At 56.8% G+C, this 15,105-nt stretch carries 5 protein-coding genes and 1 pseudogene; 3 read left to right on the forward strand and 3 right to left on the reverse strand.

Annotation, left to right across the window (positions count from 1 at the left end; translation table 11 throughout):
- Positions 1-49: 49 nt before the first annotated feature.
- Positions 50-385: pseudogene (locus AC1D2Q_RS06880) on the forward strand (IS4 family transposase); the annotation flags it as partial.
- A gap of 597 nt (positions 386-982) precedes the next feature.
- Positions 983-1,255, forward strand: a complete 273-nt coding sequence (locus AC1D2Q_RS06885) for a hypothetical protein (RefSeq protein ID WP_477812719.1) — start codon at positions 983-985, stop codon at positions 1,253-1,255.
- Positions 1,256-1,333: 78 nt separating this feature from the next.
- On the opposite strand, the gene AC1D2Q_RS06890 is transcribed toward AC1D2Q_RS06885, so the two are convergent.
- The 3 genes from AC1D2Q_RS06890 to AC1D2Q_RS06900 are packed head-to-tail and all read right to left on the reverse strand — an operon-like array spanning position 1,334 to position 14,514.
- A complete protein-coding gene (locus tag AC1D2Q_RS06890) occupies positions 1,334-1,609 on the reverse strand; it encodes a colicin immunity domain-containing protein (RefSeq protein ID WP_477812720.1) in 276 nt (91 codons plus the stop codon).
- Positions 1,606-12,783, reverse strand: coding sequence for a two-partner secretion domain-containing protein (locus tag AC1D2Q_RS06895; protein WP_477812721.1), 11,178 nt, complete (start codon positions 12,781-12,783; stop codon positions 1,606-1,608). Before AC1D2Q_RS06895 ends, AC1D2Q_RS06890 begins: the two co-directional genes overlap by 4 nt.
- Positions 12,784-12,807: 24 nt before the next feature.
- Positions 12,808-14,514 carry a ShlB/FhaC/HecB family hemolysin secretion/activation protein gene (locus AC1D2Q_RS06900; RefSeq protein WP_477812722.1) on the reverse strand — a complete coding sequence of 569 codons (1,707 nt, stop codon included), beginning with the start codon at positions 14,512-14,514 and terminating at the stop codon, positions 12,808-12,810.
- 247 nt (positions 14,515-14,761) lie between these two features.
- Between AC1D2Q_RS06900 and AC1D2Q_RS06905 the strand changes: the two genes are divergently transcribed.
- Complete coding sequence (locus AC1D2Q_RS06905) at positions 14,762-15,037, forward strand: hypothetical protein (RefSeq protein ID WP_019580782.1); 276 nt, start codon at positions 14,762-14,764, stop codon at positions 15,035-15,037.
- Positions 15,038-15,105 lie beyond the last annotated feature (68 nt).

Raw genomic sequence — 15,105 nt, forward strand, 5'->3', positions numbered from 1 at the left:
CGTATGCAGATAGAAGAAGGCTTCAGGGATGTAAAAAACGAGCACTTTGCAGATAGAAGAAGGCTTCAGGGATGTAAAAAACGAGCACTTTGGAGTTGGCGTGGCTCGCCATCGGAGTCACTGCCCGCACCGAATCGAAGTGCTTTTACTGATCTCAGCTTTGGCTAACTACATCATTTGTTTAACGGGGTTGCAGGCCCGTGAAGCGGGTCATGAACATCGCTTTCAAAGCAATAGTCTTAAACGCCGACGGGTGTTGTCGCTGTGGCGGCTGGGTTTGGAATACTGGCGCAGCGGACGCGGCTCGAACTCTCGAAAAACCTTGGAGAGACTTGAGCACGCATTGCGAGCCGAGGTACATCAACAGGCGCAGGCGCTGGGGTAGATTTGTGGGGATCCCTCAGGGTCTGTCCCCGTTTACCGTACCGGGGGTGGGGGCAGCGTGAGCAAGATTCAGCGGAGAAAGGCACAGCAAAGCCAGGCACAACCTCGCCACGAGGGCGGGTGGGTACATGTTCGTTCCCTCGAATGGAGAGTGATAGCATAATAGTGGCGCGATGTTAGATGGCCATTATTCTGGCGTCAATGAATGGATCCATTTTGGGGTGGGGGTCGATGGACGGTAGGGGTTAATTAAGTGGGATTTGATTGAATGTCGTGCAGGCGATTGCCTGTGCGGACAAAGTCCTACGCAAACCTCGGAATCAGACGCCTTGCACCGTCGGAACGATGAAGCTTATAGTCCGCCCGTCGTCCACATGGCGACCGGGTTTGGCGACCTGACTAACGAGTGCGAGAGCTGTCTGCTTATTTGCAGGCGCCTCCGCATCCGCAAAACTGCTTTTTTATGGCAGTTGTGCGCGGGAGACCTTCGGGTCTGCCGGTTACTCGTTTCCGGTTCGCCAACCTGCGTACAGCTGCCACCCTCTTCGTTTGGCGACGATTTGTTGGCAGTCTCAATAAACTAAACGAGGCTCCACCTATGGATAGATACATGCCCCTCACCGGAATCGACTTGATCCCGGCATCTTTGCTGATCGACACCCAAGCTCCACTCGATGTTCTGCACGCCATGGCTGACTACCGCATCCGCACCGTTACTCAGGTGCTGGAAAACATTGCGTTTCGCGCCGAGATTGGTTGCGATACGGTTGTGCTTTCCGACTTTTCAAAACTGCTGGCCATACCGTTGCGTGATGGTTGTGATTTGATGGATGTGATTGGTAGACGGTTGCGGGCGTTGGCTGCGGAGTGAATGGAAATGGGCGACCTGTGGGTCGCCTGTTTCATATGCGGGTATACAAAAAACTAATAGTCCCAGCCCAAGGACTATCTAAACCCCGCGCTCGGCACTCTGAATGATTTCTGAAACCTTGCTACGAAGTTGCACCTCATCAAACTCATACTCCTCCCTGTCAGAATCAGGGTTATATAAATCCGCCACACAAAAAATGCTCGACAAACAACCACTCAACCTAGAGTCATCCAACTTACAAATACCCTGCTGCCCCTCTATCCTCCAAAGCTCAATATAAGCATTTGAAAACACACAAGCATTCAATCTCTCATTAACGAAAGATTTAGCAAATTCAAAAAGTGTGATACTCATCGCAACATCCCATCCTTCATGAACTTTATAAACTGATCAGTACCGGGATACAACTTAAAGCCTGTCACAAAATTACCAGCTGCATCCAGCACTACCACATTATTTGTCAGCGAATTAAAAAATACGTTCGAATCCTTAACAAATCCATAAGTCCCTTTCTGGATGGTAGCAGCATCCAGCATATGCGAATTGATCGCAATACCAAATTGAAGGAGGGTACTGGGATTTTTCTTGGTTGTATCCATACCAAAGTCAACTGCATGCTTGAATTTCTTCTCAAGCTGACTCTGTGTCAATTTCAATGATGCATTGGCTGCCGTTTTCAGTCCCGTTTTTGTAAGCGCATCTAGCGCCGCATTTATAGCAATCCTGCTGATAGAGAGAGATGCTTCACCTTTACCTGCGACCGAGGGGAAGCCTATCTCAATACCTAGCTGAATCAGGCGCTCTGTCTCTGTGGGCTCCAAAAACAGATCTCTGAGCATCGCGGGCGGAAACTGATTCAAGAAAGCAACCACTTCAGGATTTAGCTTAGAAGCGTCTTTCTCGCCATCAACGATTTTCTGAAGGTCATTCAAAACATCCTCAGGCTGCAGATTTAGGTACTTACCTTCCTTATGCAACGCATCAAAACCATTCTTTAAGCGCTCGGCGGCCTCACGGTGCAGTTGTTGGTTGTAACGCTCAGCGTTCCCGCCGATCCAACTCCCGACTTCGGGGTCTCCCCCCGCCATCGCACCAGCCAATAATCCAATAATCTGAGCAGCACCCACTTTAAACTGATCGTCGGTAGCGAACCTAGAGTCCAGATACTTACCCAAGCTCTCGGTCGCAAAAGCATTCAACCCCTCCACCGCGGCACCGGCCAGAGCACCGGCTTTGAAGTCCCCTCCCCGTGCCGCTGAAAGCGCGCCCCCCAACAGGGCATGCATCAAGATCTTCTGGGCCGATCCAGGATCAACATTCATGTACTTGGCAAAATCACCAAGCTGTTTATTGCCAAATGCAGCAGCAAGATCTAATCCTTCCGAGACAAATGCACTCCCCAAGTTTTCCGTCAGACTTCCACCATTGATCGCGGTATTGATACTACCCCCGACCAAAGCGTGAGTTGTGCTACGCAACAGGTTTTGGCTGATGGTGTTCCAATCCAGCATGGTTGCTGAATAGCCCGGATTGAAAATGCCATCAGGTTGAACGATTAATGCTCCATCCGTCTTCCAGCCACTTACTGCGCTATCGATTCCATTCAGGGCGTAGGCGGTAGCCCATTGCGTGGCATAGCCTTTGATTGCCTCTTTGCTGATCGTAGCCTTAAAACCAGCTCCTACGTCACCTCCATTATTTACAGTTCCCACTGTAAAGTTAGTGGCAACCGCCCCCAGCAAAGGACCAACAAACATGCTGGCGAGAATGGCAATCACTAGTGCCGATGCGGCGCCCAAGCCTGCGCTGTCGTATTTCCAACTTTCATGAATTTCCTTGACCAGTCTCCAGTCCACTTGACCGTTAGCCTCTGCTTCCTTGATCCAGGCCAACTCGGGTTCAGCCTGAACCATGGCATCGATGGTTTCGCTTACCGTTTTCTGATCAATCTGCTTGAGATCGATAGTAATCTTTTCAGCAGCTCTTATCGCTATTCGCCCCTGAGCAGCCATGACAGTCTGTCGAACGGTTTCATCTGTAGATCCTTTGCCACTCATCGAATACCAAGCCATATTCGAATCGCTTTTTTCATGGCTTTCCTTATGTAAATCCTTTACCGCTTCAAAGGTAATGGATCCTCCACTATCGAGGGTAATATTTTCGCCGCTGTTGAGCTTGGCGCCCTGATAGCGCTGGTCTCCACCACTAACCAAACTGATGTTTCCGCCCGCTTGGATCTCACTACCAATGTTAGTTATCTGGGTAACTTCATCACGCTTGGTCTTTTTGCTCCCAAAACTACCGTTCTTCTTTTTGTCGTACAGCGAGTAATCGCTATCTTGAGCGGCCAGCAACTGAAGATTTTCGTCTGCTACCAAGTAGGCCTCATTACCAGCGCTGATGCGACTGGCGATCAAAGTCATGTCTTTGCCGGCTTTCAGCGCAACATCTCCACCTGCCTTAAGGACGGTAGCCACTTGGCTGACATGGTCTTCCTGGCGAGTGAGTTTCTTGCTCTTTGAGTAGAAGTGATCTTCATCAGCTGCCGAAGAAAGTAACAGGTTTTCTTCGGCATCCATCGCAATGTTTCGCTTAGCGTCAATCACGCTCGCGATAGCCGTCAAATCACGACCGGCACTTGCGTAAAGATCTCGCCCAACATTAACCGTGGAGCCAAATTGAGTAATGTTCTCTTTGTAGTTATTGCCGCGACTGTCTTTGTTGTGTTCTTCGACAGAGACAAAATAAACATCACGCCCGGCACCGACAACAGTGTCCTGCCCACTTTGCAGATAGCTACCGGCATTGACAAAGTCGCGACCAGCCTTGATATTCAAATCATTTCCAGCCTCTATTCGAGCACCATTATCGAGGAAATCACGTTGCCGGTTATAGCCTTTAATGCTGTGACTATCAGTAGTTACGGTACGTTCATTGACAATATCACCCGTCAGCGAAGTTAAACTAACATCACGTCCCGCGATAACTCCACCGGCCTTATTGACAATGCTATCACTTGCCAGCAACTTCAATCGATCGCCGGCTTCAACCAAGCCCATATTAACTATATTGGTGCCCGCGACAGCGGCCAGATTGTTGGTTGCCCGAAGAGTGCCCGCATTGTTTAACTCTTGGCCGGCGATCAGGTCAACATCATGCCCCTGAATCAATGCGCCATTTGGCGCCAGACGGTTGTTGGCCTGGGCCAGATAGAGCACCGGCACCAGAACTTTTTCACCGTTCACTACATGCTCTTCGAGCCAGACGATGTCGTGGGTCAGCGCCGCCACTTGCTGGGAGGTCAGCGTCACACCCATGGACAGGTTCAACTGGTCCTTGCTGGCGATGGCGTTGTTCATCAGGTACTTGAACATCGCTTCGTCGGAGGTCTGGCCGTCGAGGAATCGTTGGCCGGTGCGTGCGACGATCGATTGCTGGACCAGACGTTGCTCGAACAAGCCATCGCCCAGGCGTTTGGCGCTGGTGTCCGGGTTGTAGCCGAGGTTCGCCAACAGGTAGTCCGAACTCATGAACTGCTTCAGGTTGGTCAGTACCGGGTTAGTTTCGATCAGGTATTTATGCGGGTTGGAGCGCACGCTGGTGTCGGGCAGCCCCTGCACACGCGGCACGTTGAAGGAAACGTTCCCACTGTTGGGCAACAGCACACCGACCGGACCGCCACCGGTGGCTGGGTTGACGCTGACCTGAACGGTCTTATCGTTGAGACTCACCGACGGGCGACTGGCCAGGGCCAGATCGCGTTTTTTGACCGAGACCGGGTCGTTTTTGTCGAACTGGAGTTCGGTGGCTTGCCTGACGGGCATGCCGTCCGAGCGTTGCGTGGTAGCGGCTGTAACGGAACCAATGGTCCAGCTCTGTCCGGGGACGATCGTTTGCTCGGTGCCACCTTGACCGCTAAGGCGGAACAGGCCGTTATTGCCGGTTGGCAGGGTGAAGCCTGGCAGCGTCAGCGGGTTGACCTGTTGTTGGGCCAGGTCCGGTGGCAGCTGGGAATTGATGCTGATAACGGTCGGGGTCACTTGACCGGCGAGTTGTGTAGATCCTACGCGTGGTCCCCGGGTGCCTGGAGCGTAGCCGTCACGAAGCACGGTATTGGTCAGGTTTTTTGTAGCGTTGATGTAGACCTTGCCGCCGGCCTGAACGACAGCATTGGCGGTTGACGACGGGCTGCTTTCGGTAATGGTGTTCTCAAAAAAACCAGCATTTTTGACGAGGGCTGGCGCCTCGGTGCGTACACCGTCGTTATAGTGAGGTGCGGGTACGTTGAATTCTCCTCCCCCGAACTCGATCCACACAGGGCCAAATTTTACGTAAGGAGTCGACTCTCCTCCTTGCTTGGTCATTACCCTCGTATACGACTCATCACCGTTACTGTTCCACAAGCGAATGTTCGGTCGGACAAAGTCCCCTTGCCCTGCGACGTAGCCGAGTTCGCCAGAATCATAAAGGGGATCATTGGCTGCGTTGTAGTTCAGTATCGAGTTCCAGAAACTCAAACTTTCGGATGGAATCTCAAACGACTTCCTGACGCTATAAGTACCGACCGACGCGCCTTCACTGGTGAAATTCTGAAGGTTGAGTGTCATGTCGTTGCCGGCAGTGACGGTGGAAACCTTGTTCAGGAAGGTCCCGCCGTTTACCAGCAGATTTCGTCCAGCGGTGAACGTCGCAGAAGCAGAGTCCTTGACGATTTCAGATTGATAATTTTCCACCCAAACCAAGTAGCTTGGGTATTGCTGCATGTAATCGTCAAATGAAGAACAGGATTTGCACTGGACACCAATGGCTCCAGAAATCAGCCCGCCACCGGCCACTTCGAACACATCCTTGCGGTTCTCGATGTAACCGGCTGCCATGGTGAGGTCGCCGACACTTTCAATCGTCCCCGAGATGTTATTGATCGATGAACTCCAGCCATTGCTGTCATCCCGGGCGATGCTGATGTTGCCCAGGCCATAGATGTCCGCGTAGCGGTTGGTGAGCGTCCCCACGCGCAAGGCCATGTCGCGACCGCTGAAAATCAGCCCGTTCTGGTTGAGCAATGAGTTGCTGCTGATGCGCAAGTTGCCGGCAGCACCGAGGGTGCCGCTGTTAGTCAGCGAGGCGGCATTGACGGTCAGACTGTCAGCCGAAGTGATTCGACCAAAGTTGTTCAGGCTGCCACGACTGGTAACCGTAGAAGCCGAAGCGCCGGTGATACTCGCCGCAGCGGTCAAGTCGATCTGCGAGGCCGTAAGCCCCAGATTCCCGACACTGCTGACCCGGCCGTTTCCGCCATAGGCTCCGCTCAAGTCGAGACTGAAGGTACCGTTACTGGCCAGCAGGCCTTCGTTGGACCAATTGACCCCGCTACCAACAAAGCTGTCGGAGCCCAGCAACTGCCCGCCTGCGGTTTGTACCAGGTTATTGACGTTGACTCGCAACCGCCCCGCCTGAATCACACTGCTGTTAGTCCAGCTATCGGCATTCAACGTCAGCCCACCACGCGTCACCAGCGAACCGCCAGCGTTCATGACGTTGGCCGTTGAGATATCGAACTCACCCGCACCGACATGGGTCACGGTACCGCCCGCGTTCAGAAAGCTCGGCGCCGCGAGGGTCAGGTCGGTGTTGGCCGTTTCCACCAGGCCATTGCGGTTATCAAACAGGCTACCGATCTGGAAGTTGGTTTTCCCCACGCCCCCAAGCGCACGAAGCTTGCCGCCCTGGTTGTCCAGGCTGGAAGCGCGCACCGCAAGAGTGGCGGCGCTTTCGATCAAGCCGCCACGGTTGGTGAGATTGCCATCGAGGCCGAGGTCGATGCCTTCACCGCTGATCTTGCCCGCATTGTTGTTCAGCGCACCGCCAATGACCTTGACCAGACCTTTGGCGTAGATTCCGCCGTTGCTGTTATCGATAGCGGCGTTGCCAGCGTTAAGCAGAATGTTGCCGGTGTTGGCGGCGATACGTCCGCCGTCACTGTAGATCCCGCCCAATGCCTGGAGGTCCAGACGATTGCCTTCGATCTTGCCGCCCAAGCCGTTACGCAATACGCCCGTCAGGCGAGTCTGCAGCAAACCTTTGAGGCTCGATAGCACACCGACGCGGCTGTCGAGGCTAGCCGCGGTGATGTTCAGCTCACCGTTCTGGGCGATGACCTTGCCACCCTGGTTGTCGATGGCGCCCCCCTTCACGTCCAGGGTCAATGCGCCTTGGCTTTGCAGCGCACCCCCGGCATTGTTGAGGGAAGCGGCTTTGACGTTGAGGCCTGCGTCGCGACTGGAGATCAGACCGCCAGCGTCGTTGCGAACACTGCCGGTGGCGGTGAGGTCGAGCTGCCCATTGGCAGCCACGGTGCCCTCCTGGCTGTTATTCAGGTTTCCAGTCAACAGGCTCAACAAACCTTGACTGATCAGCTGGCCGCCCTGGTTATCGATGCTGCTGGAACGCTTGATCACCAGCAGACCCGTACTACCCAGCTCGCCTTTGATGTTGGTCAGCGCACCAAGTAGATCGAGGGTGACGCTATCTGCGCCGACGAGGCTGCCATTGCTGTTATCCAGGCTCGTACCGGTGAAGGTCAAAGCTTTGTTCGCGGTGACGTTCCCCGACGCGTTGTTCAGGGAGGCCGCGCTGATATCCAGTGTGCCGCTGCTTTCGATCAGGCCACTCGACGCGTTGTTGATCGCACCTTGAGTCATCGTCAGCGTCTGCTTGCCGCCACTGGTGACGATGCCGTTGCTGTTGTCGAGGCTGGCGGCCGTGATGGTCACGTCGCCTTTGCCCGCCAGGCCGCCCTTGGCGTTGTTGATCAGAGCTCCGCTGAGGTCGATGTTCAGATTGCCGAGCAGGCTGGAGAGCGTGCCCTCCAGGCTGTTGTCGAGGCTACCGCCGGCGACGGCGAGTTTGTTCCAACCGGAAATCAGGCCGCCCTGGTTATTCAGGCTGGTGGCGTTGAGGGTCAATTGATCATTGCTGATCAAGTTGCCGCCGCGGTTGTCCAGCGAGTTGCCGGTGAGGCTGAAGCTGTTGACGCTGGAGATTTCGCCTTTCTGATTATTCAGGTCGCGCAGGTGAGCGATGCTCAACACACCCTTGGTGTTGATCAGGCCATTCTGGTTACTCAGGTCGGCAGGTGCGGCACCCAGATCGATGCTCAGGCCAGTGCCACCCAGCAGCGTACCGCCCTGGTTATCCAGCCCGTTGCTGTTGAGAGTGAGTTGTTGGGCCGCTTTGATCAGGCCCTTGTTCTGATTGATCAGTTGGCCGTCGACCGTCACTTCGAGGCCGGCATCGCTGAGCAGGATGCCGCCGCTGTTGTCCAGACTGGCGGCGCGGACCTGCAACGCCGCTGCGGCGATTTTGCCTTTGATCGAGGTCAGCGCGCTGTCGATACGCAGTGTGAGTTTCTGATTGCTGAGCAGTCGACCGTCGTTGTTATCCAGTTGTTTGGCGACCAGGTCGAAAGCCTCTTCGCTGGAGATTTCGCCATTGCGGTTGTTCACGCCAGCGAGATTTTTCAGCAGCAACTGGCCCGGCGAGTTGATGAAGCCGTCCTGATTGTTCAGCGCGCCGCCGTTCACATCCAGGCTCAAGGTGCCCTTGCTGAACAATTTGCCGCCTTGCTGATCGAGGGCACTGACGTCGGCAACCAGCGCGGTGGCCGCGCCGATGCTACCGCCGGTGTTGGTGACCTGGCCGGCGCTCAGATCCAGACGATCGCCCGCGTAAATACTGGCCTGGCTGTTATTGAGCGCGCCAGTGGTAATGTTCATTCCACCTTTGCTGCTGATCGCGCCTTGTTGCTGGTTATCCAGGCCGGTGCTCGTGAGGGTCAGTGTGCTGTCGGTCAGCAGTTTGCCGCCCTGGTTACTGACCGCGCCCTTGCTATCGACTGTGAGCGCCTTGGCGCTGGAAATCGTACCGCCGTTGTTGCTGAGGCTCCGGGCATGGATCGCCAATTCGCCCTCGCTGACGAGGCTGCCCTGATTGTTATCCAGATCCGAAGTGAGGTTCGCCGTGAGGTTGTTCAGCGTGGTCAGGCGACCGCTGTTTTCCAGGGTCTGCCCGGTCAGCGTCAATCCGGCATCGCCGGACAGCAGCCCTTTGTTGCGGTTAATGACCTTGTCTACGGTCAGTGCAAGGTTGCCACCGGCCAGGATGTAACCGGCGTCGCTGTTGTCGAGTTGTTGGCCGATCAGTGTCACATCCGCCTTGCTCGAAAGTTCGCCGTTGCGGTTATCGATGTCATCGACAATCAGTTTCAGCGCTTTTGTGGCCCCTACCAAACCCTCTTGGCGGTTATCGAGGCTGGCAGCTTTTACGGTCAGCCCATCATCGGCAATGACTACACCGGCCTGGTTATCGAAAGCGTCGGTGACCGTCAGGTCCACTTCACCGCGACCACGGATTTCACCACCGGCGTTGTTCAGGCTGGCACTGCGACTGTCGAGGCCAGCGGAAGCGATCAGACCTTTGACGTTGCTCAGGGCTCGGTCGATGACGAGGGTAAGTTTTTCGTTGCTCAGCAGCTTGCCGCCATCGTTGTTCAGGCTTTGCGCAGTGAGGCTGTAGGCCTTGGCACCGGAGATTTCACCGCTGCTGTTGTTCACCTCATTGAGGTTTTTTAACAGCAACAGACCCGGTGTATGGAGGTTGCCGCGCTGGTTGTTCAGCAGGCCATTGTTCAGGTCGAGGGTCAGGTCACTATTGCTGAACAGCTCGCCGTCGTCTTGATCCAGACTCGTGACCGAGACGTTCAACTTTTGCTGACTGCCAATCTGGCCGGCCGAGTTGTCCAGGTGCTTGGTTGTCAGATCAAGGGTACCGTCAGTCGCCAGGCTGCCGCCCTTACTGTTGTTGAATTCGCCGGTGGTGACGTTCGATGCGGCCTTGGCGCTGACAATGCCTTTGTCGCTGTTGTCGAGGCTGCCGCTGACCAGCGTCAGACCTTTTTGCGAGGCGATCAACCCGCCCTGGTTTTGCAGCGCAGACGTCGTGGTGAGCGCCATGGCCTCGAGGCTGGACAGTTTGCCCAGTCGGTTGTCCAGAGTGCCGGCGGTGAGTGTCAGCGTTCCTTCGCTGCTGATCAGGCCTTGCTGGTTGTCCATGGCGTTGTCGAAGGTCAACACTAGGTTGTTCTGGCTGACAATTTTGCCGGCGACGTTGTTGAGCCCGATGCCGTTGAGCGTGCTCGCGCCCTTGCTGAAGATCAGGCCTGCGGTCTGGTTGATGATCTGATCGACCTTCAGTGCCAGGGTCGTGTCAGACAGCACCTTGCCGCCGTCGCTGTTGTTCAGGCTCTTGCCATTGACCTGCATGTCGGCCTGGCTGGACAACGAACCGCCGCGGTTGTCGACCTGTTCGACGTTGACCGTCAGCGACTTGAGGGACGCGACAAGGCCGTTTTTCTGGTTGTCCAGGGTTTTGCCGGAAAGCTTCAGATGACCTTCGGCAACCAGTTCACCGCCCTGCTGACTGAGGGAGTCGATATTCGCTTCGACGTCGCCCTGGCTTGAGATCCGGCCTGCATCGTTGGCGACCTCCTTGGCCTTGAGGCTCATCAGGCCGCTGGCCGTCAGCCAACCACCGTTGCGGTTGTCCAGTTTGTTGCCGTCAAAGGTCAGTGCAGCCTTGCTTTCGAGGCGGCCCTTATCGCGGTTATCCATCTCGGTAACCAACAACTTCACCGCCTGATCCGCGCGAATCACGCCCGCGCGGTTGTCTGCATTGCTGCTGCTGACCGTCAGCGTGTTGAGGCTGGAGATCTTGCCTTCACGGTTGTCCAGGCGTGTGGCTTGTACATCCATTACGCCGTTGGCCTGGATCAGCCCTTTATTCTGATTGTTCAGCAGGCCACTGACCCGGGTGGTCAGTTGACCTTCACTGCTCAGCTCACCTTGTTGGCTGTTATCGAGGTTTTGTGCCCGGACGGTCAGAGCGTTTTTTCCTGCGAGAGTGCCGCCGATATTGTTGATCGTGCCGCTGGCGGTGATATCCAGTAAACGTCCGGCCATTACCAGACCGGCGACGTTATCCAGCGAGGCCATGTTCAGGGTTGCATTAGCCAAGCTGGTCAACTCACCATTGCTGTTGTTCAACTGACCGATCGTGCTCGTCAAATTACCCGTGCTGTTGATCACCCCGTTAGTGTTGAAGACCTGATTGGCCGTCACATTCAGCGTACCGCTGCTCAATACCCGGCCGTTGTTCTGGTTGTCCAAAGTCCCGACAGTGATGTTGGTGGTTTGCCCGGCGCTCAACGTGCCGCCCTGGTTGCTCAATGTCTGGCTGGTATTGACCGTCAGGTTGCGGCTGGCCACCACGCTCTTGCCGGTGTTGTTGAAGTTCTGCGCGCTCAGGCTCACATCACCTGTGGCATTACGGCTGGTGTCGGCGTTGACCCCTGCCTCGATGACGCCGTTGTTGGTCAATACACCACCGGCCGTCAGCGCGATGCTGTCCCGGGCGGCGAGGGTTTGCTGGTTGGTCAGGTTGCCTTGGGTTTGCACGTTGACGGCGGTGCCGGCGTAGACCGGGCCGCGTGCATCGAGGCTGGCGGCTTTGACGTTGACGGCGCCGTTCGTGGCGGAGGTGTCGACCAGGCTCAAGTGCCCGTTGGCATCGAGCTGGATGTCGCCACCGCTGGCGATCAGTTTGCCGTCGAGTTTCACCCCGACCCCGGCTTCGGTGCCCACCAGTTTGATCGCCCCGGCGTACATGCCACCCAACGCCGAAGAGTCGATCGCCAGTTGTGGTTTGGCGCTGCCGTCATCGGCACGCGCAGTGGCGTTGAGGCTGTCGGCGTTGACGTCGTTACGACCGGCAATGATGGTCAGGTTTTTCGCCTGAATCTCGGCGTTGATCTTCGCGCTGCGGGTGATGATTTCGAAGCGGTCGACGTTGTTGGCGTTCAGCCCGGCGCCGTCGATGGTGACGCTGCCCTGATCGACCTGGAAGCGATCGAGACGTCCGTTGTCCAGCATCGGTTTGCCGGTGGTCAGGGTCACGCGCGGGGTGTTGATGAAGCCGCAGCCGTTGCAGCTGATGCCGTAGGGGTTGGCGACGATGACCCGCGCCGACTGCCCCGCCACTTCGGTGTAGCCGCGCAACTGGCTGGGGCTGCCGCCGACCACTTCGTTGAGGATGGTTTGTGCGGCGACTCCGTTGGTCAGGTTCGGGTTGCCGACGATGATCCCGCCCAGTTGCGTCGCGCCGGTCTGATTGGCGACGTTGTTGAGGATCACCCCCTGGCTGCCGACGTTGTAATCGTGGAACTGGTTATGCGACAGGCCCGTGCCGTTGGGCGTGGCGATTTGGATGATCGGCACGCCATTGCCCGCCTGGCCGAGGCTGGTGCCGGGCGTGGCCACCACGATCCCGTCGGCCTGGGCCCACATCGGCTGCCAGAACATGACGTTGGCCAGCAGGAACGCCAACCCGCGCTTGGGCATGCCCCAGAAGTGCTCACGGTTTTTGACCGCAGCCGAGGGCTGGCCAGCGAGGAAAGCGAAGTGGCGAACGTCCATATCAGTGTTCTCGAAGAAGCGTAATTAGAGGAAGAAATCCACGCGGAAATAGATCGGCGCTTCGCGCTCGGTCAGCACGTCAGGGCGTTCCAGGGAATGGGCAAAGGTCACGCTGGCGGCCAGATGCTGACCCCGGGCGAACAGCTCCACCGAGTCGCTGGACATGCGCCCGTGCTGATCGCCGTTATAGCGGTCGCCACGGATCACACCCTGGTCGTAACCGAGGCTGGTGCCGTACTCGGCGAACACCGGGCGCAGCCATTCCAAAGTGATCGGACGGCTCCAGCGCAGGTCGCTACGCCAGTAACCACCGCTGTCGCCGGACAACGACTGGTCCTTGTAACCGCGGATCGACGACTGCCCGCCGAGGCTGGTGCGCTGCGGGCTGAACAGCACGTCTTCGCTGCGCTGCCCGGTCATCAGGCTGCTGAAAGTGAAGGACTCGCCCCACAGCTTGAACGGCTGCAAATAACTCGCGGTGGCGGTGTATTTGCGGTAACGGGCGTCCGGCTCGCCGGGGCCTGGATCACCGTTGCCCTGCGCGTCCAGGATGCCGATGCCTTCCTGCATGCCCAGGTCGAGGTTGACGAAGGCACTGCCGATCCGCCGACCGTGGTTGATGCCGAACTGCGCTTCGCTGAGGCGGTTGCTGCTCAGCCTGAGTTTGCTGTCTTCGATGAAATTGTTGGTGCGCAGGTACGAGAGGCCGGTGCTGAGGGAGGTCTTGCTCAGGGCGTCGCGATGGATCACCCGCTCGGCGCGCAACTGGTGGTTTTCGCTGTCGCCGGTCTGCTTGAAATTGAAGCCGTTGGCCTGGGCTTGCGAGCGGTACTCGCTCTGGCTATAGGTGTAACTGAAGTTCCACCAGCCCCACGGCAGGCTGTAATTGAGCATGGCGTTGCTGGAGGTGTGCTGGTGATCGGTCATCGCATCGTGACCGCCGCGCAGCATCAACTGGTCGGCCAGGCCCAGCGGGCTGTCCCAATCGAACGTCGTGCCCCACTGTTGCTCGCCGGTGCTGCGCTGGCCGTCGTTACTGCGCGACAACCCGGCGCGCCACGGCTTCTGCGGGGTGTTCTTGACCAGCACTTCACTGCCACCGACGTTCTTGCCCGGCGACAACTCCATCTGCGCCTGATTCGACGGCAAGCGGTTGAGCTGATCCACCATCTGCTCGATTTCCCGCAGATTGACCAGCTCCCCGCTCTGGCCGGGGAAAGCCATCCTCAGTTCACGGTCCGACAGCTGGCTGCCCTCCGCGCCCTTCAACCCTTCGAGCCGGCCCTCGACCACCAGCACCTTCAGATGCCCAGCGGACAAATCCTGCTGCGGCAAGTAGGCACGGCTGGTGACCAGGCCCTTCTCGATGTACAGATCGGTGATGACTTTCAGCAACTCGTTGAGCTGCGTAACGCCCAGGCACTGGCCGATGTAAGGCTTGAGCAGGCGATTTTTCTCGCCGTCCGAAAGACTGTCGGCGCCTTTGAGTTCGATGTCCTGGATGGGGAAACAACGGGCGTCGGCCGGGGCCGTCGGAGGCGCGGGTTTGGCTGCCTTGCCGGGCAGTTCCTTGAGCTCCTCGAGACGCCGACGCTGCTCGTCGAGCAAGCGATCCTGACGTTCGCGGATCAAATCGGTTTCACCGGGGGTGGGGGCGGCGTGAGCAAGATTCAGCGGAGAAAGGCACAGCAAAGCCAGGCACAACCTCGCCACGAGGGCGGGTGGGTACATGTTCGATCCCTCGAATGGAGACTGATAGCAAAATAGTGGCGCGATATTAGATGGCCACTATTTTGGCGTCAACAAATGGATCCATTCTGGTGGGGAGGTCGACGAACGGTAGGATTGGCGATAAGAATTAGTAAATCTCCTCTGCCAACCTCGAAAACATACCCTGCGGTTCTCGGAAGCTGAACTTTTCACACCCCTCGCCCCTCCACCGGATAACCCGCCTTAACCGGAATCTGAGACTCAACCTATGAAAACCCTGCTAAAAATCACCCTCGCCGCCATCCTCACCTGCGCCCTCCCCGTTTGGGCCTGCCCTCCCGAGGAAGCCACTGCCAAGCGCGAACAACTGGCCAAGGAAGTCGCCAAGATCACTGAGCAGAACCCGGCCAAGGCCAAGGAGATCAATGACGAGTTGCAGAAGATGGACCTGGAGACGGCCAGCAAGGATTTGCCGGACAAGTGCCAGTTGATCGATCAGCGTTTGAAGGAGTTGGAATCGGCGAAGAACAAAGCCGGGGGTTAGACGGCAAGATCTTTTGACGAAAAAAAACCCGGACACTGTCCGGGTTTTTATTGGATCGCTACGGCGCT

Source organism: Pseudomonas sp. P1_A1, assembly GCF_056406935.1.

Excerpts from the sequence above, each read along its gene's own strand:
- AC1D2Q_RS06885 (WP_477812719.1), top strand. The coding sequence starts at position 983 with ATGGATAGATACATGCCCCTCACCGGAATCGACTTGATCCCGGCATCT.
- AC1D2Q_RS06890 (WP_477812720.1), bottom strand. The coding sequence starts at position 1,609 with ATGAGTATCACACTTTTTGAATTTGCTAAATCTTTCGTTAATGAGAGA.
- AC1D2Q_RS06895 (WP_477812721.1), bottom strand. The coding sequence starts at position 12,783 with ATGGACGTTCGCCACTTCGCTTTCCTCGCTGGCCAGCCCTCGGCTGCG.
- AC1D2Q_RS06900 (WP_477812722.1), bottom strand. The coding sequence starts at position 14,514 with ATGTACCCACCCGCCCTCGTGGCGAGGTTGTGCCTGGCTTTGCTGTGC.
- AC1D2Q_RS06905 (WP_019580782.1), top strand. The coding sequence starts at position 14,762 with ATGAAAACCCTGCTAAAAATCACCCTCGCCGCCATCCTCACCTGCGCC.